We start from the raw sequence: 22,057 nt of genomic DNA, 5'->3' as shown, positions 1-22,057 counted from the left end.
GTTCAGGCAACCGCCCGCGAGGAGTCCATGAGCGAACCGGAAAAGCGCATCGCCCTGTTGATCGACGCCGACAATGCGCCGGCCTCGAAGATCGACGAAGTGCTGGCCGAAGTGGCCCGCTACGGCGTGGCCAACGTGCGCCGCGCCTACGGCAACTGGAAGAGCCCGCGATTGAAGGGCTGGGAAGCCGTGCTGCACGAATACGCGATCCGCCCGATCCAGCAGTTCGCCTACAGCAAGGGCAAGAACGCCTCGGACATGGCGATGGTGATCGATGCCATGGACCTTCTGTACGCACGCAACCTCGATGGCTTTGCCATCGTCTCCAGCGATGCGGACTTCACCCCGATGGTGATGCGCCTGCTGACCGATGGCGTGAAGGTGTATGGCTTCGGCGAGAAGAAGACGCCGGAACCCTTCGTCAATGCGTGCTCGAAGTTCACCTATCTGGAGGCGCTGGGCCAGACCCATGCCAGCGTGCCGGATACCGAACAGGCATCGAGCGAACAGGCATCGAACGAGCCGGTGGCCAACGACGATGCGCGCCCGCGCAAGAGCGGTGCGGAAATGCGCAGCGACACGCGGCTGGTGAAGATGCTGCGCCGCGCGGTGTCCGCGGCCGAGGGCGAGGATGGCTGGTCGCACCTCGGCCCGGTCGGCAGCCAGATCGGCAACCAGGCGTCGTTCGACCCGCGCAACTACGGCTACGGCAAGCTCAGCGATCTGCTGGCGGCGATCGGCCTGTTCGAACTGAAGAAGGATGGCAAGTCGTCCTATGTGCGCGCGCTGCCAAAAAAGAACCGGTAGTGCCGGGCCATGCCCGGCGGACGGCCAACACGGTCATTCCGCACGCATATCTCCACCCGATCAGGCGTATCGTTGCCGCTCGCATTGCCAGCAAGGAAAACCCGCATGTTGAAGATCTGGGGCCGTCGCAATTCCAGCAACGTCCGCAAGGTGCTGTGGTGTGCCGAGGAGATCGGCCTGCCGTACGAGTCCATCGAAGTCGGTGGCAGCCACGGCGGCACGCAGACGCCGGAATACCAGGCGATGAATCCCAACAGCCTGGTGCCGGTGATCGAAGACCACGGCCTGCCGCTGTGGGAGTCCAATGCCATCGTGCGCTACCTGAGCGCGCGCTACGCGCTGGGCACGCTGTACGCTGAAGACCCGATGGAACGCGCCCAGGCCGAGAAGTGGATGGACTGGAGCACCTCGCGGATGGCGCCGCTGTACAGCGACCTGGTCTGGGGCATCATGCGCACCGCACCGGCCGACCGCGACGAATCGCGGATCAATGCGGCCATCGTGCGTGCCGGGGACTATCTTGCGATGGCTGATGCAACCCTGGCCAGGCAGCCGTGGCTGTCGGGCGATACGTTCGCGATGGGCGACATCCCGCTGGGCTCGCAGATCTACGCGTGGTTCGAATTGCCGATCCAGCGCCCGGAGCTGCCGCACCTGGCCGAATGGTATGCCCGCCTTCGCGAGCGTCCCGCCTACCAGCGCGGCGTGATGTCGCCGCTGACGTAAGCGCTGGCGTTCGGGGTCAGAGCCCTCTCTGCGAGAGGGATCCGACCCCAATACCGCGGGGTCGGATCCCTCCCGACGGGTGGGCTCTGACCCCTCAATACAGATCCGTCGGATCCACATCCAGCGACCAGCGCACCTTGCGTGCTTCCGGCAGCGCGTACAGCTGTGGCACCAGCTGCCCGAGCACGCCGTGCAATGGCGGCCGCTGCACGGCAGACAGCAGCAGCTGCGTGCGCTGGTAACCGGCCCGCCGCGGCATCGGTGCCGGCATCGGCCCATACGCCTCCACCACGTTCTGCTCGCCCAGCAGCTGTCGCGCTGCCAGCAGGAACGCGTTGGCATGCTCCACCTGCTGCGCTTCGGCGCGCATCAGCGCCAGGTGCGCGAACGGTGGGAATCCGGCGGCCTGGCGCTGGTTCAATTCAGCCTGCGCGAAGGGGTGGTAGCCACCGCTGACCAGGGTTTCCAGCAGCGGGTGCCCCGGGTGATGGGTCTGCAGCCAGACCTCGCCGGGATCACGTGCACGGCCCGCACGGCCCGCCACCTGGATCAGCTGCTGCGCCAGCTTCTCGCTGGCGCGGAAGTCTGCCGAGAACAGGCCCTCGTCGATGCCGACCACCACCACCAGGGTCAGCTTGGGCAGGTCGTGGCCCTTGGCCAGGATCTGCGTGCCGACCAGGATGCCGGGCTGGTCGCCCAGTTTCGCCAGCTGTTGTTCCAGTGCATCGCGGCGTGACGTGGTGCCGCGGTCGATGCGCACCACCGGGAAATCGGCGAAGGCAGCGGTGAGATGTTCTTCCAGGCGCTCGGTGCCGATGCCCTGCGGTTGCAGCGCCAGGCTCCCGCACGCGGGGCATGCCAGCGGCGCTGGCTGCCGCGCGCCGCAGTGATGGCATTGCAGGCGACGGCCACCGCCATGCACGGTCATCGGCGCATCGCAGCGGTTGCACGGTGCGGTCCAGCCGCAGTCGTGGCACAGCAGCACCGGTGCGTAGCCACGGCGGTTCTTGAACACCAGCACCTGCTGGCCGCGCTGCAGGTGCTCGCCGATACCGGCCAGCACATCGGCCGAGAGGCCGTCATGCAATGGCCGCTTGCGTACATCCAGGATGCGCACGCGCGGTGGCCGCGCATCACCGGCACGCTGCTTCAGGCGCAGGTGGGTGTAGCGCCCGGCATAGGCGTTGTGCAGCGTTTCCAATGAAGGCGTAGCGCTGCCCAGCAGCACCGGGATGCCCAGCGCCTTGGCCCGCACCAGGGCGAAATCGCGTGCGTGGTAGCGGATGCCATCCTGCTGCTTGTAGCTGCCGTCATGTTCCTCGTCGACGATCAGCAGGCCGGCCTGCGGCAGCGGCGTGAACACCGCCGAGCGGGTGCCGACGATGACCCGCGCTTCGCCGCGGGAGGCCGCTGCCCAGACGCGCGCGCGCTCGTTGTCGTTCAATCCCGAGTGCAGGGCATGCACGGCGATGCCGAGGCGGCCGCGGAAGCGTGCCAGGGTCTGCGGGGTGAGGCCGATTTCCGGCACCAGCACCAGCGCCTGCTTGCCTTGCGCCAGGCAGTGGATGATGGCCTGCAGGTAGACCTCGGTCTTGCCGCTGCCGGTTACGCCATCCAGAAGGAACGGTTGGAAGCCCTCGACTGCGTTGATCGCCGCCACGGCCTCGGCCTGGTCCGGGTTGAGGGTGGGGCCGGGCAGTGGCTGCGCGTGCTGCGGTGCCACGCTCAGCGCCACGCGCTCGGCCAGTTCCCGCTTGGCGAGGCTGCGCGCGGCGGTGCGCCAGTCGTCCATGCGTTCGCCCAGCACGTCTTCATCGACGATGGCGTCGGCCAGCAGTTCGGCCAGTTGCCGGGGGCGGCTGCCGGCACGCAGTTTTTCGCGCTGGGCGCGCCCTTCGGCGGTCAGCTGCCAGCCCCAGTGATGGGTGTCGGGCAGGGCGTCGCCATGGCGCAGCGGGCCCGGCAGGGCGGTGCTCAGCACCTCGCCCAGCGGTGCATGGGTGTAGCGCGCCAGCCATTGCAGGCTCTGCCACAGCTCGCCCTGCAGCAGCGGTTGCGGGTCGCACCAGGCCAGGGCCTGGCGCAGTCCCTGGCCGTCATCGGTCTGGCCGTGGCCGGCCACCACGCCGACCAGCTCGCGGTTTCCGAACGGCACCTTCAGGCGGCAGCCGACCACGACCGTGGGGCCATCGCCCTCCGGCGACAGGTAGTCGAACAGGCGTGGCAGCGGGACGGGCAGGGCGACCTGCAGGGTCGGAATGGGTGAAAGCATCGGGCCAGTGTAACGGGCCATGCGCGCGCGAATGGCAGGGGGCAGAGGCGGCCGGGGAGCCCCCGTTGAATCATAAATGTCACCTAAATATCGGTGTCCATTGGAGATTCAGTCTTATCCACATGTTCTGTGGATAACGTTGTGCGTTACCGGTCGACGGGAACGCAGGAGGCCGATGGCGACGAGCTCACGCTTGGGTTGGTCAAAAAATCGCCACACTTCAAAGTCATTCAAAATCAACAACTTGAGTGTGAAACATTGCTGAAACAGAGTGAATTCAGCTGGATGCCGCAGTTTTCCCCGGGGCGGGCGTGGTGCTGTGCACAACCTGCAGCACGAAGTGCCTTTGGGCGCAAGTCCTACGGGTGCCGATGGGCTGCCGCTATCATGCTGGCAGACCTTTGGAGTGACCGATGACGGCTGTGCCCGCCCCTGTTTCCTCGACCGCGGCCGGCGCGCTGTCGGCGTTCCTGCGCGGCGTCGAGCGCCGCGCCCTGGTGGTGGCTGAGCTGCAGTGCGGCGACGCCGCGCGTGCCGAGCAGACCCTGGTGGCGGTGATGCGCGCCTTTGCCGCGGTCGCCAGCGACCTGCCGATGGCGCAGTGGCCGACCCGCTTCTGGACCCTGCTGGGCCAGCGCCAGGCGCTGCGCGAGCCGGTGGGCGGCCAGTGGCTGCCGCCGTTGGCTGCGCTGGGCGAGATGGGGCCGCTGCCACGCTTGGCACTCCTTCTGCGGGTGGGCGGCAGTCTGGACGAGGGCATCGCCATGCGCGTGCTCGACCAGGACGAAGCGGGCTACCAGCACCTGCTGGCCGATGCCTGCCCCCGCGATGCACACGGCCAGCCCGATGCGTCGGCCTGGCGCCAGCTGGCCGAACAGGTGCAGCTGCGCATCCGCGACCTGCCGGCCAAGCGCCTGCAGCAGCTGCAGCAGCCAGCTGCACCAGCCGCCAGCAATGAAGCTCCCTCGACCAGTTGGCGCGCACCACAGCGCGATGATCGTGCGGCCGCCCAGGGCAAGCGGCGGCGTCCCAATGCCAGGCCGCGCTGGCGCGGTCCGGCGATCCTGCTGGTGACGGTGGCGGTGCTGTTGGCCGCGGCGCTGGGCTGGCGCTACTGGCAAGGACATTCATCCGGTAGCGACGCTCCACTGCCGGACGGTGTCGTGGGTGAAGCTGGCCCGGTCACGGTGGAAGCGCTTCCGCCGAGCAAGGTCAACGCTACGCCGGATGCGACCCCGGCCCAGGCCTCCGACGACGCCACGATGCTGGCTGACCGCGACTATCCGCTGGTGGCTGATGCCGATCTGTATGCCTGGACCGCCGCCGGCGGCCCGCTGCCGGTGGACGAGTCGCAATCCAAGCCGAGCCGGCCGGAGCCGGCCAGCGCTACGCTGGAAACGGCTGCCGCCGATGAATAAGACGCTGTTCGCCAGCCTGCTGCTGGCCCTGCCGCTGTCGCTGTCCGCTGCGCCGCAGACCTTGAACGTGCCATTGCCGCCGCCGGTGCCGGCCACCTCATCCGCCCCGCCGGCCGCGCCCGCATCGTTTGCCCAGCTCGATGCTCCGCAGCAGCGTCAGCGCCGAGCCGACTACGCGGCCTGGCGCGCCCTGCCGGAGAGCGAGCGGGAGCGCATCCGGCAGGCTGCGGCGCGGTTCAACGCGCTGCCGGCAGACCAGCAGCAGCGTCTGCGCCAGCAGTTCCAGGCGCAGGACCAGGCGTTCCGTGAAGGCTGGCGGCTGGGCCCGCAGCTGGGACTGGAGTTCCCCAAGCTGCACGGCCTGTTCGGCTTCGTGCCACCGGAACAGCGCGAGGCCGCGCTGGCCGTGCTGCGCCAGCTCAGCCCGGCGCAGCTGGCCCAGCTGACCCTGGTCGCGCAGCGCACGCCACCGCAGGAACGCGACACGGTGCGTGGCGCGTTCCTCGCCGTGCCGGCCGCCGAGCGCGACACCTGGCTCAAGCGCCAGGCTGGCCAGTAAACCCGAAGGCGTAGCGTCGACGGGTAACCTCGACAGGGTAGAGTCGACTGTCAGTCGACTTCCGCGCGCAGCGCGGGGTTTTCGCGGTCCTGTATGAAGAGCAGTCGACTGACAGTCGACTCTACCGCAGCGAGGCCTGCCGGAACCCAGCATTCACGCCATGTCATGGGAATGCGCGCGCTGCGCGCGTAAGATGACCGGCCGCAACCCGGTGCCTGTGCCCTTCGCGCGCAACCGTAGTTCGCGTCAAGCACCTTATGTCTACTGCAACCTCCACGCCGCGCTTCAGCAAGGAAGTCGGCGCCACCGGTCTGCTCGCCCTGCCGCTTGTGCTCGGGCATGTGTCCACCGGTCTGATCTCCTTCGTCGACAACGTGATTGCCGGCCACCACGCCACCGCGACCCTGGCTGCGGTGACCATCGGCACGGCGCTGCTGTGGCTGCCGATGCTGATCCCGATCGGCACCCTGATCTCGCTTACCGCCTCGGTGTCGCAGCTGCATGGCGCCGGCCGCGAGCGCGAGATCGGCCCGCTGTTCCGCCAGGCACTGTGGCTGGCGCTGGGCCTGGGCCTGATCATGTTCACCTTCCTCACCGTGGTGCCGCCGCTGCTGCCGGCCTTCGGCATCGCGCCGGACATCGTGCCGGGTGCCACCGCGTTCCTGCATGCGGTGCGCTGGGGTGGCCCGGCGTTGACCCTGTACTTCTGCATGCGCTACCTCAGCGAGGGCATGCACTGGACGCTGCCGACCATGCTGCTCGGCTTCGGCGGCCTGCTGGTGCTGGCACCGATGGGCTACGTGCTGGCCAACGGCAAGCTCGGCTTCCCGGAAATGGGCGCCGAGGGCCTCGGCATCGCCTCGGCAGTGATGATGTGGCTGCAGGCCATCGCGTTCGCCACCTACCTGTGGTTCACCAAGCGCTTCGCCCACCTGCAGCTGTTCTCGCACTTCGAGGGGCCGCGCTGGAAGGCGATCTGGGAGCTGCTGCGCACCGGCCTGCCGATCGGCATCACCGTGCTGATGGAAGGCGGTCTGTTCATCGTCACCGCGCTGCTGATCGGCCGCCTCGGTGCCAATGAAGCGGCCGCGCACCAGATCGCGATCAACGTGGCGCAGCTGTGCTTCATGATCCCGATGGGCGTGGCCGAAGCCACCACCGTGCGCGTCGGCCATGCGGTCGGCCGGGGCGATGGTTTCGGCGTGCGTCGTGCGGCGTGGGCCGGCTACGCGATCATCATGGGTACGCAGACGCTGTCGGCGGCGGTGCTGCTGTTCGGCCACGATGCCATCGTTGGTGTCTACACCAACGACCTGGCGGTGGCCGGCCTGGCCTCGACGCTGCTGCTGTACGCGGCCACCTTCCAGTTCCCGGATGGCATCCAGGTGTTGTCGGCCGGCGCGCTGCGCGGCCTGAAGGACACCCGCGTGCCGATGTTCATCGCCATGTTCGCGTACTGGGGCCTGGGCATGCCGCTTGGCGCCGGGCTCGGCCTGGGCCTGGGCATGGGCCCGCAGGGCATGTGGATCGGCCTGATCGTCGGCCTGACCGCCGCCGCCATCCTGATGGGCTGGCGCCTGCGCCGCAGCAGCCTGCGCATCGGCCAGTCGATGCTGTCCTGACCTCCCGTTCCCGCCCCCCCCCGTGGCGGGCGATCCCCTGACTTGTGTCCGATGCCGCATCACGCGGCACCGGCTATGCTGGTACCACGGCAAGAAGCCATCCGGAGCGCTCCATGAATCAACCCGTGCCCCCGCTGCCCCCGGCGCGTCGCAACCCCGTCGCCAGTTTCTTCATCGGGCTGTGGGACGTCATGAACTTCACCCGCCGGTTGATCCTCAACCTGGTGTTCTTCGGCCTGCTGTTCCTGCTGCTGGTGATGTTCGTCATCGCCGCCGGCATGGGCGCCGGCGCCAGCAAGTCGCTGCAGGACCGCACCACCCTGGTGATCGCGCCGGAAGGCCGCCTGGTCGAGCAGTTCAGCGCCGATCCGGTCAGCCGCGCGCTGGCCAAGGCGGTGGGCGACAACGGCGCCGAAGAGATCCAGCTGCGCGACCTGCTGCGGGTGATCGAGTCGGCCAAGGAAGACAAGAAGATCGAGCGCGTGGTGCTGGAGCTGGACAAGCTGCAGCCGTCGGGCTTCGCCTCGCTGCGTGAAGTCGCCGCCGCGCTGCAGGAGCTGCGCGCGTCCGGCAAGCAGCTGGTGGCCTACAGCGAGAGCATGGGCCAGTCGCAGTACCTGCTGGCCGCACAGGCCGATGAGGTCTACCTGGACCCGATGGGGTCGGTGGTGCTCGAGGGCCTGGGCCGCTACCGCCAGTACTTCCGCACCGGCCTGCAGGACAAGCTGGGCGTGGACGTGCACCTGTTCAAGGTGGGCGAGTACAAGTCCGCGGCCGAGCCGTACGTGCTTGATGCGGCGTCGCCGGCCTCCAAGGAAGCGGACCTGTTCTGGATGAACGATGTGTGGCAGCGCTACCTGGCCGACATCGCCAAGGCACGCCGCCTGGATCCGGCACAGCTGGCCGCCGGCATCGACACGCTGCCGGAAGGCATCGCCGCCGCCGGTGGCGACCTGGCCAAGTTCGCCCTGCAGCAGAAGCTGGTGACCGCGCTGAAGACCCGCGAGGAGTTCGAGGATCTGATGATCGAGCGCGGCGTGGCCGACGACGATGCAGACGGCGGTTTCCGCAACGTCGACTTCGGTCGTTACCTGGCCCTGCTCGACGCGCGCCGCAACCCGGTGGACTCGCGTCCGCAGGTGGCGGTGGTGGTGGCCGAGGGCGAGATCAGCGGTGGCGACCTGCCGGCCGGCCGCATCGGCGGCGAGTCGACCTCGGCGCTGCTGCGTGCCGCGCGTGACGACGAAAACGTGAAGGCGGTGGTGCTGCGCGTGGATTCGCCGGGCGGTGAAGTGTTCGCCTCCGAGCAGATCCGCCGTGAAGTGGTGGCGCTGCAGGCCGCCGGCAAGCCGGTGGTGGTGTCGATGGGTGACCTGGCCGCTTCCGGTGGCTACTGGATCAGCATGAACGCCGATCGCATCTACGCCGATCCGTCGACCATCACCGGTTCGATCGGCATCTTCGGCATGGTGCCGAACTTCAGCCGTGCGCTGGACAAGATCGGCGTGCATACCGACGGCGTGGGCACCACCCGCTTCGCCGGTGCCTTCGACGTCACCCGCCCGATGGACCCGGCCGTGGGCCAGGTCATCCAGACGGTGATCAACAAGGGCTATGCCGACTTCACCGGTCGCGTCGCCGATGCCCGCAAGAAGCCGGTCGAGGCGGTCGATGAAGTGGCCCGCGGCCGCGTGTGGAGCGGTGCGCAGGCCAAGGAACGTGGCCTGGTCGACGCCTTCGGTGGCCTGAAGGACGCCGTGGCCGACGCCGCCAGCCGTGCCAAGCTGGGCAAGGCCGATGCCTACCGCGTGCGCTACATCGAGAAGGCGGCGACGCCGTTCGCGCAGTTCGTCAGCGGTTTCGCCGGCAGCCGCGCCGGTGCCTGGATGCTGTCCGACTCGGGCATGGCGCGGATGATGCTGGCGCGCACGATGCCGGAAGTGGACACCCAGTTGCGCTTCGTCGAGAACGCGGCCCGCGAGAAGGGCAACGGCGCGCCGGTGAAGGCGCTGGCGTATTGCTTCTGCGGGTTCTGATCGGAAAGCATCCACGCAGGGCGTGGATCTACTGGAAACGCCCGGCTTCGGCCGGGCGTTCTCGTTCATGGGGTCGGATCCCTTTGCTTGGCAAAGGGCTCTGACCCCACAAGCCACCTGTCATTGCGTCGCGTCGGCTTCGGCCTTGCGCTCGCGTGCAGCGGCCTCTTCCACGGCCTTCCGTGCGTCCTTCGCACGGTCCAGGGGCTCCTGCATCGCGCGCGACATCGCCTTGGGCACCGGTGGCTTCTCCGGGTTCGGCGTCGGCGGCCGCTGGCAGGCCACCAGCAGCACGCTGGCCAGCAGGGACGAGGACAGGATCAGGATGCGCATGGCGGCTCTCCGCGGTGGGCGTACGTGCAGTGTCGCATCCCCGGCAGGGGGCAGCCGTGAGCGCGTATCCTTGCCGCATCGAAATACAGCGGGCGCGGCCCCGGAGGACACATGACCCAGCAACGGTGGCGCCTGGACGGGCAGACCGCCCTGATCACCGGCGCCAGCGCCGGTATCGGCCTGGCCATCGCGCACGAACTGGCCGGCTTCGGGGCGGACCTGATGATCGTCGGGCGCGATATCGACATGCTGGAGACCGCGCGCGACGAGCTGCTGGACGTGTATCCGCAGATGCAGGTGCACGCGCTGGCCGCCGATGTCTCCGACGACGAGGACCGCCGCCAGATCCTGGACTGGGTGGAAGACCACAGCGATGGCCTGCACATCCTGGTCAACAACGCCGGCGGCAACGTCACCAAGGCGGCCACGGAGTATTCCGAGGACGAATGGCGGAAGATCTTCGAGACCAACCTGTTCTCGGCGTTCGAGCTGTCGCGCTACGCGCATCCGTTGCTGGCACGCCATGCATCGTCGTCGATCGTCAACGTCGGCAGCGTGTCCGGCCTGACCCATGTGCGCAGCGGCGTGGTCTACGGCATGACCAAGGCGGCGATGCACCAGATGACCCGCAACCTGGCCGTCGAGTGGGCCGAGGATGGCATCCGGGTCAACGCGGTGGCGCCGTGGTACATCCGCACGCGGCGGACCTCCGGTCCGTTGTCGGACCCGGATTACTACGAGGAAGTGATCAACCGCACGCCGATGCGCCGCATTGGCGAGCCGGAGGAAGTGGCCGCGGCCGTGGGCTTCCTGTGCCTGCCGGCGGCCAGCTATGTCACCGGCGAGTGCATCGCGGTGGACGGCGGTTTCCTGCGTTACGGGTTCTGAGCGCAGGTCGTTTTTTCGCCGGGCATGGCCCGGCGCTACCGCGACGGCGCCCGATCACCCCGGTACCGGTAGATCCACGCCATGCGTGGATGCGGTCACCCCGGTACCGGGCAGTTGCTGGCCTCCAGCACACCCTGCAGCCGTTCCCGCTCGCCCCGTGCAGCGTCGCGGTTCTCGGGCGTGGTGAATCGTTCGCGGCCGCGTGCATCGCGGAAGCGCTGCTGCCAGCTGCCGCATCGCTGTGCTTCGGGCAGTTCCTCGCAACGGTCGCGCACGACTTCGCAGCCGGCCGCGTTCATCGGCGTGACCCCGCCCAGGCCCTGCACCGTCATCGGTTCGCAGCGGCCGGGTGATGCCTCGTACTCGTGCAGATAGCCACCACCCTGTCCGTCGGTGCACTGGAAGATCGGGGGAAGTGGTGGCTTCGGTGGTCCGTTGCCTGCTTCGGCACGAGCGTCGGCATCACGGCGCAGGGTCGCACTGTCGAGAATCTGGTTGCCACCTTCGCGTTCAACCATTCCCGCTTCCATGATGGTGCGCCCTTCGTCCGCGCGCCTTGGTGCCGCTGCGGCCGCAGGCACTGCTTCGGGCCTGGTCGGAGCCGCGGCGGGCGTCCCGGTGGCAACAGGTGCTGGCGCCTGGGGCGCGGCGACCACCGCCGGCTGTGCGCTGGCCGGCTCGGGCACGCGCAACACCTGCTGCTTGGTTCCGGACGGGCAGGGCGTACGTTGCAGGGTCGGTATGTCGCTGTTGCTGGACGTGCAGCGGTACACCACGCCGGCTTCGGCCAGTGCCGTGCCGGGCAACAACGCCAGGGCCAGCCAGATCAGTCTGTTCATGCGCACAGCGTACAGGCAGCGATGCAGGGCTGCGCTCAGCGCTGGCAGTCGCGTGACAGGCGCGCGTCGATGCCACGCTGTTCGTTGCTGATGGCGGTGCGCTCGCTCTGCAATGCGCTGTTGTAGCGACGATCCAGTTCCCAGCGACGGTCGCGCAGGCGCGCGCAGACCTCCTGTGGTGGCAGCGCGTGGCAGCTGTCGCGCACCAGCACGCTGCCGGCCGGGACCTGCACGCCTACGCCGACTGCGGGCGGCCGGTAACCTGCACCCTCGCCGACGGGCGAACCGATCGGTGTGCCGACGGCCGGGCGCGGACCCGGGTAGGCCGGGCCCCGATGCCCGTGTGGCAGCCAGACGCTGGTCCACAACGGCACCCAACGCGGATTGCCCTCGTTGCTGTCGCTGGTATAGCGCTGGCCGTCGTCGCGCACGCATTCGTACAGCGGCTGCGGCGGTTGGATGTAGACGTGGCGGACCTCGCGGTCACGCATCACCGGAGCTTCGTCCAGCGGTGCGGGCGTCGCATCGCTGCGTACCACCTGCGGCGATGGATCGCGCGGGCGCTGCAGGTCGCGGACTTCCTGGCGGCCGCTGTTGCAGGGCGTGTCCTGCAGGGCCACCGCACCGTTGCTGGCGACGCAGCGGTAGACCCGCACATCCTCGGCCGCCGGTGCCATCGATGGCAGCAGCAGGCACAGGCCCAAGGCGGTGCGCAGCAGGTTCATGACGGCAGGGTGCGCGATTGTCAGGGGCAGCGCAATCGGCCGCTCAGGAGCGCAGCACGTTGCCGCTGAGCGCGTCGCGGATCGGGGTGGGCTGGGCCAGGCCACCGGTTTCGCCATCCAGGATGCCGTCGAGCAGGCGCAGCAGGCGTGGATCCAGTTCTTCGCGGCGGCGCGCCGGGGGCTCGCCGGCCAGGTTGGCGCTGGTGGAGACCAGTGGGCCTCCCCAGGCACGGCAGAGTTCGGCCACCAGCGGGTGGGCGCTGATGCGCACGGCGATGCCGCTGTGCTCCCCGGTGACCCACGGCTGGGCACGGGGTCCGGCGGGCAGGATCCAGGTGTTGGCGCCGGGCCAGCTGGCCAGCACCGCGCGTTGGCGTGCGTCCGGCAGCGCCTGCAGGCGCACCCAGCCTTCCAGCTGAGGCAGTTCGGCGGCAACGAGGATCATGCCCTTCTCGATCGGTCGCTGTTTCAGTCGCAGCACCATGTGCACCGCCGCCTCGTGCGAAGGGTCACAGCCCAGGCCCCAGACCGCTTCGGTCGGGTAGGCAATCACGCCGCCCGCGCGGAGCGTGGCGACGGCAGAGTCCAGGGTGAGTTCTTTCATGGCGGCGACCGGCCCGGCGTGGGCCTTCATTATCCCCCTGCAGCGTGCAGATGGGGTGGAACCTGCAACCCGGGTGGGTGCGGACCGTTGGTCCGCACACCTTGACCCTCATCCACGCATGGCGTGGATCTATTTCTTGGCAGCCTTCTTGACGGCCTTCTTGGCCGGCGCCTTCTTCGGGGCAGCCTTCTTCACCGCTTTCTTGGCCGGGGCCTTCTTGGCGGCAGCCTTCTTCGGCGCGGCTTCCTTCTTCACCGCGGCCTTCTTGGCCGGCGCCTTCTTCGCAGCGGCCTTCTTGGCACCGAAGCCCTTGCGCACCGGCTTGCCGGTTTCTTCCATCAGCTGCTGCACTTCAGCCAGGGTCAGCGATGCCGGTTCGCGATCCTTGGGGATCTTGCCGTTCATCCTGCCGTCGCTGATGTACGGGCCGAAGCGGCCGTTCAGCACCTGGATGTCGCTGCCGTCGAATTCCTTGATGATCCGGTTGCGCGCGATCTCTTCCTTCTCTTCGATCAGGAACACGGCGCGGGCCAGGTCGATGGTGTACGGGTCATCTTCCTTCTTCAGCGAGGCATAGGTGCTGCCACGCTTGGCGAACGGTCCGAAGCGGCCAATGCCGACGCTGACCGGCTCGCCCTTGTCCTCGCCCAGCGCGCGCGGCATCAGGAACAGTTCCAGCGCGTCTTCCAGCGAGATGGTGTGCATCGACTGGCCGGGGCGCAGCGAAGCGAACTTCGGCTTCTCCTCGGCATCCTCGGCGGTGCTGCCGATGGCGGCATACGGCCCGAAGCGGCCCAGCCGCACGCTGACCGGCTTGCCGGTCTTGGGGTCGGTGCCCAGCTCGCGCGCGCCACTGGCCTCGGCACGGTCGACCGATTCCTTCTTGTCTTCGACCAGTTCCTTGAACGGTTCCCAGAAGCGCGACATCAGCGGGATCCACTCTTCTTCGCCACGCGAGACGGCATCGAGCTCGTCTTCAAGCTTGGCGGTGAAGTCGTAATCCACGTACTGGGTGAAGTGGCTGGACAGGAACTTGGACACCGCACGGCCGACGTCGGACGGGCGGAAGCTGCGACCTTCCATTTCCACGTACTTGCGGAACAACAGGGTCTGGATGATCGAGGCGTAGGTCGAGGGACGGCCGATGCCGTACTCTTCCAGCGCCTTCACCAGCGCCGCTTCGGTGTAGCGCGGCGGCGGCTGGGTGAAATGCTGTTCGGCCTGGATGCGTTCCAGCGGCACGCGGTCGCCGGGCTTCATCGCCGGCAGCTTGCGGCCTTCGTCCTCGTCCTCGGCGCTCTTGTTGTCCTTGCCTTCCTCGTACACGGCCAGGAAGCCGGGCACGACCACGGTGGTGCCGCTGGCACGGAACACGTGCTCGCTGCCGGCCGACAGGTCGACGCTGACGGTGTTGAGCGTGGCCGGAATCATCTGGCAGGCCACTGCACGCTTCCAGATCAGTTCGTACAGGCGGCGCTCGTCGTCGCTGAGGTAGCGCGCCACCTGGGACGGGGTACGCAGGGCCGAGGTCGGGCGCACCGCTTCGTGCGCTTCCTGGGCGTTCTTGGACTTGGTCTGGTAGGTGTTGGGCTGGTCGGGCAGCGAGGCGATGCCGTAATCACGGGCGATCACATCGCGGATCTCGGCCAGCGCATCCTGCGACAGGTTCACCGAGTCGGTACGCATGTACGAGATCAGGCCGACGGTGCCTTCGTCGCCGATCGCCACGCCTTCATACAGCTTCTGCGCCACCTGCATGGTCTTGCGGGTGGTGAAGCCGAGCTTGCGCGAGGCTTCCTGCTGCAGGGTGGAGGTGGTGAACGGCGGCGCCGGGCGGCGCTTGCGCTCCTTGCTGGCCACGTCGGTGACGTGCAGCGAACCCTGCGCGGCCTGCTGGATGCGCATGCGCGCCGCTTCAGCGGTGTCGCCGTCGGTGATGGTGAACTGCTCGAACTTCTGCCCGTCCAGCTTGATCAGCTTGGCGTTGAAGTGCTGCGACGGGTGCGCGCACTCGGCGGCGATCGACCAGTACTCGCGGGCGATGAAGGCTTCGATCTCTTCCTCGCGCTCGACGATCATGCGCAGCGCCGGGCTCTGCACGCGGCCGGCGGACAGGCCGCGCTGGACCTTGCGCCACAGCACCGGCGACAGGTTGAAGCCCACCAGGTAGTCCAGCGCGCGGCGCGCCTGCTGGGCATCGACCAGGTCGCTGGCGATCGCGCGCGGCTGGCTGATGGCTTCCTTGATGGCGCGCGGGGTGATCTCGGTGAACACCACGCGCTGCATCGGCTTGTCCTTGACCAGCCCGCGTTCCTTCAGGATCTCGGCGATATGCCAGCTGATCGCCTCACCCTCGCGATCCGGGTCGGTCGCCAGCAGGATGTCGTCGGCGCCCTTGGCGGCCTTGGCGATCGCATCGACGTGCTTCTCGTTCTTGTCGATCACGTCGTAGTGCATGGCGAACCCGTTGTCCGGGTCGACCGCGCCTTCCTTCGGAATCAGGTCACGCACATGCCCATACGAGGCCAGGACGGTGTAATCCTTGCCGAGGTATTTGTTGATCGTCTTGGCCTTGGCCGGCGATTCGACGATGAGCAGGTGCTTGGGCATGGCAGCAGGGTCTGTGGGGCGAACCGTGGGGAAGGGGCCGCTAGGGTGGAGCAAATGGCCGCATTAGTGAAGCGGCCACGCGCAAATCCATAAACTGAACGCCCGGTAATGTGCCGGGCGTTCAGGTTCACCTTATTAGAGGAATCACGCCCGGCCAGCCCGTGTCAAGCAGCCAGGCGTGAGGATGGCCGTTCAGGAGGCCATCTTGGCGATGAAGCCGACCGCGAACACCAGCAGCGCCAGGCCCGCCAGCGACAACAGGCCGGTCAACACCAGCACCAGCACGGTGACGGTGCCCAGCTCGCGGCGCTGCAGGTGGGGCTGGTCGGTGTAGGCCCAGCGGTCGACCACCAGGGTGTCGCAGATCATGTCGTGCAGGCCCTGCTTGCGCTCGGTGAAGGCCGCCATCAGGAAACCGATGCCGAGGGTGAAGCTGCTCAGCAGCATGGCCCAGTAACGACCGAACGCGCGCGCCTTGGTCAGGCGCTCGCCGTTGCCGCGCACGACCTTGATGCCCACCGCCATCTTGCCCAGTGTGGCGCCGCCCTTCGAGGCATGGAACCAGGTGTAGTACGCCATGCCGATGGCGAAGTTGATCAGTGCACTGGCCAGCTGCGCCACGATCTCGATGGCCGACTCGTCACTGCCCACCGCACCCATGCCGGCGCCGAGGATCACCCCGAGGATGACACCGATGATGCTGCCGGGGATGACCAGCACGAAGTAGTCGATCACGTAGGCTGCCACGCGCTTCCAGAAGCCCGCATAGACGACTTCGCCGCCGACCACCGGCTGCGCATGGGCGCCGGCACCGAGCGCTGCCGGGGCACTGTAGGGCGAGCTGCTGAGGGCACCGGTGCCGGGCAGTGGCGCGGTACCGTTGTCGATGGCCGCATAGTCGTTGCGCAGATCGAAACCGCCACTGCCTGTGGCGGTACTTGCATCGGCCAGGGTCTGCAGCCCGAGCTCGTCGACCACCTGGCGCAGCGCCGCCCACTGGTCCATGCCTTCGCGCCAGACCAGGGTGTCCAGGTTCAACTGGCCGCGCTGGAAGCGCTGGCGGATCTCCTGCACCGGCAGCGGGCCCTGGCGCTGCTGTCCTTCGGCGTAATACCACTCAGTCATTGCATGTTCCCTGTTGGATCGTCCATGGAGGTGCTGGCGTGCGCGCGGCTCAGCCGCGGCACGACTGCGGCAGGTACTTGTCGTCGCTTTCGCCGCTGCATTCCCAGCGGCCACTGTCACGGTCGTATTCCAGCCACAGCAGGTCGCCGTCGATGCCCTTGCCCGGTACCGCCAGCGTTGCTTCGATGCCGCAGTGGCCGTTGTTGAAGCGGCCGATGTTCACGGCAGACAGGCCCGCGTGGGCGAAGTCGCCCGGGGCCGGGAAGCCGGCGTCATTGGCACCCGGGCAGCGGCCTTCGTCATCGGCGAAATGCTGCACCTGGTCCTTCAGCGGCTGCAGCGCGGCCACGGCGCCGGCGACTTTGCTGCGCACGGTGTAATCCTTGTAGGCCGGCAGCGCGATCGCGGCGAGGATGGCCAGGATCGGCACCAACACCAGCAACAGGCCACCACCGATGATGGCGGTCAGCGCACAGCCGGACAGTTTCTTTTTCGGTGCCGGCAGGACGGTGGCCGATGCACTGGTGGCGTAGGGCGTGGACGCCGGCAGTACCGGCGGCTGCGGCGGAGGCGGTGCGACGGGTTCCGGTTCCGGCTCGGGTTCGACCGGCGGTGCGGCGGCGTCCAGCGCCGGCACGATCAGGCCGAGTTCGTCCACGACAGTGCGCAACGGCTGCCATTGCGGCAGGCCGTCGCGCCAGACCAGGGTGTCCAGGGTGATCTGGTTGTTTCGGAACAACTCGACCAACTGTTCCGCCGGCAGCGGGCCTTGCTGCCGGTTGCCTTCTGCATGGAACCACTCGCTCACGGGGACGCTCCTGAATGCGCTATGCCCCCAAGTGTACGGTCAGTGCAGGGGTTCTGGCTCGTCCATGAACATCTGCGTCTCCATCCAGGCATAGGCCGCTTCGGAGCCCGGCTGGTTGAACAGCACCATCAGCACGACCCATTTCAGGTCGTCCAGGTCCAGTTCGTCCTGGTCCAGGGCCATCGCCCGGTCCAGCACCAGCTCGCGCTGGTCGGCGTCGAGGATGCCGTGCTGTTCCAGGTACAGCAGGAAGCCGCGGCATTCCACGTCCAGCTTGTCCAGCTCGGGGCCGTGGTAGACGCGCACGGGGCCATCGACCCGTGCCTGGGCCACGCTCGGCCGCTGCGCGGCCAGGGCGTCGAGCCAGTCGAACGCCTTGTTGATCTCGGTTGGGCTGAAACCGGCCTGGATCAGGCCGTTCTGGAGCGAATCGCGGTCACGGATCAGGTCCGCGTCTTCGCTGAAATAGTGTTCAAACAGGTACAGCAGTACGTCCAGGATGCTCTCTTTCATTGCCCCTCGGCCTGCGTCGCGCGACGCTGTGGAGGTGAAGAAACTAGGGAGTTCGACAGTAGCGGCCGTGTACGCACACCACGATTCCCGCCAGTTCCATGGCCAGCAGCATGGAGGACACCTGGGGCGCCGTCAATCCACAGCGCGTGATCAGTGAATCCATACTGCTTGGGTTGTGGTCCAGGGCCCGCCACAAGCACTGGTAGTCAGGGTCGTCGGCCCAGCGCGCCGGCAGGAGTGCCGGCGGTGCCTGTTCAGTGGGGGTGGCCAGCCGTGATTGCAAGCCCGGCAGCTGCTGGCGAAGGGCAGGGGCCAGCAGTTCCAGCACTTCCTCGGGGCGCTCGACCAGCGCGGCACCCTCGCGGATCAGTCGATGGCAGCCCGCAGCGCGTGGATTGAGTACCGAGCCGGGCAGGGCACAGACTTCGCGGCCCGCCTCGGCAGCCAGCCGTGCGGTGATCAGGGCGCCGGAGCGTTGCGCGGCCTCGACCACCACCGTCGCCAGCGCCAGCCCGGCCACCAGCCGGTTGCGCGCGGGGAAGTGGCCCGGGCGTGCCGGTGTGCCCGGCAGGTACTCGCTGAGCACCGCGCCCTCGGCGGCGATCCGCCCCTGCAACCGTTGGTGGCTGTCCGGATAGGCCCGATCAGGGCCAGTCCCGATCACCGCGACGGTGCAGCCGCCTGCCTCCAGTGTGGCCAGGTGGGCGGCCGCGTCGATGCCGGCCGCCAGGCCGCTGGTTACGGCCAGTCCGGCCTCGACGAAGCAGCTGGCAAAGCGCGCGGCCAGCGCGCGTCCTCCCGGGGTTGGCGAGCGGCTGCCGACCAGCGCCACGGAGGGGCGCCAGGCCAGGCTCGGATCGCCCGCCACGAACAGCGCCAGCGGCGGATTCGGGACGTACAGCAGGGGCGGCGGAAAGGCCGCGTCGGCGAAGGACAGCAGATGGTGGTCGTCGTCTTCCAGCCAGTGCCGTACCGCGGTCCAGGCGCGGGCGTCGGGGCGTTCCAGTGCAGCGCACTGCTCTGGCGTGCAACCGTGCGCGTGCCAGTTCGCGGCGCCCTGCGCGATCGCAATCTCCGCGCTGCCCGCGGCCTGCAGCAGGGCCCGCCGTGGCGCCAGCGCGCCGCCTGCCATCACCAGGCGCAGCAGCGCCTCATCCACCTGTCTGGTCATTCCCCCACTATCGGCCGGATACAACGAAGGCGCCCTAGGGCGCCTTCGCATGTAACCGTCAGGGTTTGCCGGAGACCGCCCCTGCAGGGGCGACTGTCAGTTGACCATCGCGCGCAGCGCGGGCGTTTTCGAGCATCTGGACGAAAAGCAGTCGACTAACAGTCGACTCTACACAGTCGACTCTACTTCGCGTCCGGGTGCAGGGCGTTGTACCCCACGCGCACCGGCTTCACGCCCTGCATCACCAGCGCGTAGCTGACGTTGTCGAAGGTGCGGAACACCATGGCATGCGCCGCGTACTCGTCCGGCAGCGAGACCCGGCCGGCGCCGGTGCTGAGCGAATCGTCCGTACGCGACGAGTTCGGATACTTCATGCGGTGCGCCACATGGCGGCCCGGGCGCCACAGCGAGAACACGGTTCCATTGTCCACGCCCTGCGTGCGACCCGCCGAGATCGCGATCACGTCGCGGGGGCCGCCGGCGGTGAACATGTCGGTGACGGCCAGCACGCGTACGTCGACGCCCTCGACACCGGCGGCGGGGACATGGGGCACGAACTGCAGGTCGTACGGCCTGGCCTCGATCGGCACCAGGCGGTCGCCGGCACGCACCTCGCGGCCGCCTTCGTTCTTGTCCAGCACCAGGGTGGACGCCTCGACCTTGCCGCCGGCGACATGGGTGATGGTGCCGGTGGCGACCTGGGCCAGCTCATAGCCGAGCACGCCGCGGCGGTGGTTGGGCGCGCTGTAGGCGCGCCACAGGTTGCCGCTGCCCGGGGTGACGTCGCCGTTGGCGGTCAGGTCCTCGGTCGGCTTGGGCTGGGCGTAGCGCACAGTCGGGCGGACGACCGCCCAGCGCTGGCCCACCTGAGCGTCGGCCAGGCGCACATAGACGGCGTGGCCGCTGGTGGCGCGCAGGCGTTCTTCCTCCAGGCCGGCCACGTAGGGCAGCTGCTCGATGCTGTCGACCACGCTCAGCTGCTTCAGGAACGGCTCGACCTGGGCCAGCGGAATGGCGTCGATCGGGGCCTCCTGGCGCGGGCCGGGCTGGGCCGCCACGGTCACCCGGTCCAGGTAGGCCAGGCTGAGCACGTCACCGGGATAGATCAGGTGCGGGTTGGCGATCTGCGGATTGGCCTGCCAGATCTCCGGCCACAGCCACGGCTTCTGCAGGAAACGTGCGGCGATATCCCACAACGTATCCCCTTTTCGGACCACATAGGTGTCCGGGTGCCCGCCATTCACTTCCACGGCGGTAGCATAGGCAGCCACGGTCAGCATCGCCGCGGCGACGACCGTACGAAAACGAAGCAACATAGGTGTGAAGCCCTGATTCCCCAACAGGTCCGCGCACTATAGTCCAGAAACCGGGGCGCAAGGCAAGCGTTGGAGCTAGAATCTGCGACGTATGCCGGCGTGCCGGCCCCCTATCCGGAAACAGCCATGGCCCTTCTCCCCATTCTCGAGTTCCCCGATCCGCGCCTGCGTACCAAGGCCGCGTTGATCGAAGCTGCCGAAGTCACCACGCCGGCCTTCCAGGAACTGATCGACAACATGTTCCTGACCATGTACGACGCCCCGGGCATCGGCCTGGCCGCCACCCAGGTGGACGTGCACAAGCGCTTCATGGTCATCGACGTCAGCGAAGAAAAGAATGAACCGCATGTGTTCATCAACCCGGAAATCGTCGCCAAGGACGGGGGGCGGGTGTACCAGGAAGGCTGCCTGTCGGTTCCGGGCATCTTCGCCGACGTCACCCGTGCCGACACCATCACCGTGAAGTACCTGGACCGCAACGGCCAGGAACAGCAGATGGAAGCCGGCGAAGTGCTGGCCACCTGCATCCAGCACGAGATGGATCACCTGGACGGCAAGCTGTTCATCGACTATCTGTCGCCGCTCAAGCGCGAGATGGTGCGCAAGAAGCTGGCCAAGCAGCGCAAGCACGTGGCGTGATCGCCAATCCGGGCCACCCTTCGGGTGGCCCGTGCCTGCGCGGCTCGCGCGGGCTGTACGGCGCCGGCCGACGGCGCCGTTTTCTTTCCTGCACGAATCCATCCTGCAAGTGGGGTAGCCATGAGGATTGTCTTTGCCGGTACGCCGGAATTCGCGGTGTCGTCGCTGCGCGCCGCTGCGCGCCACCATGAGGTCGTGGCCGTCTACACCCAGCCTGATCGCCCGGCCGGCCGTGGCCGTGGCCTGGCGCCTTCGCCGGTCAAGCTCGAAGCCGTGGCCCGTGGCATTCCGGTCTACCAGCCGGAGTCGCTGAAGGACGCGGCCGCCCAGCAGCAGCTGCGCGACCTGCAGCCGGACCTGATGGTGGTGGTGGCCTATGGCCTGATCCTGCCCAAGGCGGTGCTGGCCATCCCGACCCATGGTTGCTGGAACGTGCATGCCTCGCTGCTGCCGCGCTGGCGCGGCGCCGCGCCGATCCAGCGTGCGATCCAGGCCGGTGACGCGAAGACCGGGGTGTGCCTGATGCAGATGGAAGCTGGCCTCGATACCGGCCCGGTGCTGCTGCACCAGGAGCTTCCGATCGCCGCCACCGATACCGGCGGCCAGCTGCACGACAAGCTGGCCGAGCTGGGTGCCCAGGTGCTGTCCGACGGTCTGGGCCTGCTGCGCGCCGGCATCAAGCCGATCGCGCGGCCGCAGCCGGAACAGGGCGTGACCTACGCGCACAAGCTGGACAAGGCCGAAGCCAGGCTGGACTGGGCGCAGGACGCCGGCGCGCTGGCGCGTACCGTGCGCGCGTTCAATCCGTGGCCGATCGCCGAGGCGACGCTGGCCGGTGAACGGGTGCGCATCCACGGCGCGGTGGCGCTGGAGGCGGACCACGGCCAGGCACCGGGCACCGTGCTGGCCGCCGGCCGCGACGGCATCGACATTGCCTGTGGCCAGGGCGCGCTGCGCCTGCGCGTGCTGCAGCGTGAAGGCGGCAAGGCGATCACCGCTGCCGACTACCTCAACGCTCGCCGCGATCTGCGCGTGGGGGCATAAGC

Annotated in this window: 20 protein-coding genes; 9 read left to right on the top strand and 11 right to left on the bottom strand. The window is 68.2% G+C overall.

Features of this window, described 5'->3' with window-relative positions:
• Positions 1-27: 27 nt before the first annotated feature.
• Both AC5P88_RS06800 and AC5P88_RS06795 read left to right on the top strand, forming a co-directional pair.
• Positions 28-807: an NYN domain-containing protein gene (locus AC5P88_RS06800; RefSeq protein WP_005411210.1), complete on the top strand. Its 780-nt coding sequence runs from the start codon at positions 28-30 to the stop codon at positions 805-807.
• Positions 808-912: 105 nt separating this feature from the next.
• Positions 913-1,533: a glutathione S-transferase family protein gene (locus AC5P88_RS06795; RefSeq protein WP_099554526.1), complete on the top strand. Its 621-nt coding sequence runs from the start codon at positions 913-915 to the stop codon at positions 1,531-1,533.
• Positions 1,534-1,627: 94 nt separating this feature from the next.
• Here the strand turns inward: AC5P88_RS06795 and AC5P88_RS06790 are convergent, their stop codons facing one another.
• Positions 1,628-3,805, bottom strand: a complete 2,178-nt coding sequence (locus AC5P88_RS06790) for a primosomal protein N' (protein WP_495224701.1) — start codon at positions 3,803-3,805, stop codon at positions 1,628-1,630.
• A 413-nt stretch (positions 3,806-4,218) separates the two neighbouring features.
• Here AC5P88_RS06790 and AC5P88_RS06785 point away from each other — a divergent pair, with 413 nt between their 5' ends.
• From AC5P88_RS06785 to sppA, 4 genes are all read left to right on the top strand, one after another.
• Positions 4,219-5,223: a hypothetical protein gene (locus AC5P88_RS06785; protein WP_495224653.1), complete on the top strand. Its 1,005-nt coding sequence runs from the start codon at positions 4,219-4,221 to the stop codon at positions 5,221-5,223.
• A complete protein-coding gene (locus AC5P88_RS06780) occupies positions 5,216-5,782 on the top strand; it encodes a DUF3106 domain-containing protein (RefSeq protein WP_495224652.1) in 567 nt (188 codons plus the stop codon). The genes AC5P88_RS06785 and AC5P88_RS06780 overlap by 8 nt, the downstream gene beginning before the upstream one ends.
• 257 nt (positions 5,783-6,039) lie before the next feature.
• Positions 6,040-7,404 carry an MATE family efflux transporter gene (locus tag AC5P88_RS06775; RefSeq protein WP_014038646.1) on the top strand — a complete coding sequence of 455 codons (1,365 nt, stop codon included), beginning with the start codon at positions 6,040-6,042 and terminating at the stop codon, positions 7,402-7,404.
• A 113-nt stretch (positions 7,405-7,517) separates the two neighbouring features.
• On the top strand, positions 7,518-9,440 hold the full coding sequence (sppA, locus tag AC5P88_RS06770; RefSeq protein ID WP_495224651.1) for a signal peptide peptidase SppA: 1,923 nt from the start codon (positions 7,518-7,520) through the stop codon (positions 9,438-9,440).
• A 120-nt stretch (positions 9,441-9,560) separates the two neighbouring features.
• On the opposite strand, the gene AC5P88_RS06765 is transcribed toward sppA, so the two are convergent.
• Positions 9,561-9,773, bottom strand: coding sequence for a hypothetical protein (locus tag AC5P88_RS06765; protein ID WP_099554540.1), 213 nt, complete (start codon positions 9,771-9,773; stop codon positions 9,561-9,563).
• A 111-nt stretch (positions 9,774-9,884) separates the two neighbouring features.
• Here AC5P88_RS06765 and AC5P88_RS06760 point away from each other — a divergent pair, with 111 nt between their 5' ends.
• On the top strand, positions 9,885-10,661 hold the full coding sequence (locus tag AC5P88_RS06760; RefSeq protein WP_019660789.1) for an SDR family oxidoreductase: 777 nt from the start codon (positions 9,885-9,887) through the stop codon (positions 10,659-10,661).
• 95 nt (positions 10,662-10,756) lie between these two features.
• On the opposite strand, the gene AC5P88_RS06755 is transcribed toward AC5P88_RS06760, so the two are convergent.
• The 9 genes from AC5P88_RS06755 to AC5P88_RS06715 all read right to left on the bottom strand — a co-directional run bounded on the left by AC5P88_RS06755 (position 10,757) and on the right by AC5P88_RS06715 (position 20,372).
• Entirely contained in the window at positions 10,757-11,500 is a 744-nt protein-coding gene (locus AC5P88_RS06755) for a hypothetical protein (protein WP_106548900.1), read from the bottom strand.
• A gap of 35 nt (positions 11,501-11,535) precedes the next feature.
• Positions 11,536-12,225, bottom strand: coding sequence for a DUF4124 domain-containing protein (locus tag AC5P88_RS06750; RefSeq protein WP_106548899.1), 690 nt, complete (start codon positions 12,223-12,225; stop codon positions 11,536-11,538).
• 43 nt (positions 12,226-12,268) lie between these two features.
• Positions 12,269-12,859: an L-threonylcarbamoyladenylate synthase type 1 TsaC gene (gene tsaC / locus AC5P88_RS06745; protein WP_106548898.1), complete on the bottom strand. Its 591-nt coding sequence runs from the start codon at positions 12,857-12,859 to the stop codon at positions 12,269-12,271.
• Between the two features lie 99 nt (positions 12,860-12,958).
• Positions 12,959-15,439 carry a DNA topoisomerase I gene (locus tag AC5P88_RS06740; protein WP_495224650.1) on the bottom strand — a complete coding sequence of 827 codons (2,481 nt, stop codon included), beginning with the start codon at positions 15,437-15,439 and terminating at the stop codon, positions 12,959-12,961.
• Positions 15,440-15,631: 192 nt separating this feature from the next.
• Positions 15,632-16,564 carry an RDD family protein gene (locus AC5P88_RS06735; RefSeq protein ID WP_106548896.1) on the bottom strand — a complete coding sequence of 311 codons (933 nt, stop codon included), beginning with the start codon at positions 16,562-16,564 and terminating at the stop codon, positions 15,632-15,634.
• Between the two features lie 49 nt (positions 16,565-16,613).
• Complete coding sequence (locus tag AC5P88_RS06730) at positions 16,614-17,372, bottom strand: pilin (RefSeq protein WP_111113033.1); 759 nt, start codon at positions 17,370-17,372, stop codon at positions 16,614-16,616.
• Positions 17,373-17,411: 39 nt separating this feature from the next.
• Positions 17,412-17,885 (bottom strand): DUF494 family protein, encoded by a 474-nt coding sequence (locus AC5P88_RS06725; RefSeq protein WP_005411195.1) that lies wholly within the window; start codon positions 17,883-17,885, stop codon positions 17,412-17,414.
• 43 nt (positions 17,886-17,928) lie between these two features.
• Entirely contained in the window at positions 17,929-19,056 is a 1,128-nt protein-coding gene (gene dprA, locus AC5P88_RS06720) for a DNA-processing protein DprA (RefSeq protein WP_495224649.1), read from the bottom strand.
• 182 nt (positions 19,057-19,238) lie between these two features.
• Positions 19,239-20,372 (bottom strand): LysM peptidoglycan-binding domain-containing protein, encoded by a 1,134-nt coding sequence (locus AC5P88_RS06715; protein ID WP_049428928.1) that lies wholly within the window; start codon positions 20,370-20,372, stop codon positions 19,239-19,241.
• 126 nt (positions 20,373-20,498) lie between these two features.
• Here AC5P88_RS06715 and def point away from each other — a divergent pair, with 126 nt between their 5' ends.
• Complete coding sequence (def, locus tag AC5P88_RS06710) at positions 20,499-21,011, top strand: peptide deformylase (protein ID WP_010481177.1); 513 nt, start codon at positions 20,499-20,501, stop codon at positions 21,009-21,011.
• A gap of 120 nt (positions 21,012-21,131) precedes the next feature.
• Positions 21,132-22,055 carry a methionyl-tRNA formyltransferase gene (gene fmt, locus AC5P88_RS06705; RefSeq protein ID WP_111113035.1) on the top strand — a complete coding sequence of 308 codons (924 nt, stop codon included), beginning with the start codon at positions 21,132-21,134 and terminating at the stop codon, positions 22,053-22,055.
• Positions 22,056-22,057 lie beyond the last annotated feature (2 nt).

This window comes from Stenotrophomonas sp. YJH_SMC_8 (assembly GCF_059371315.1).
The sequence above is the reverse complement of the archived record's forward strand: the minus strand, read 5'-3'. Positions and strand labels throughout refer to the sequence as shown.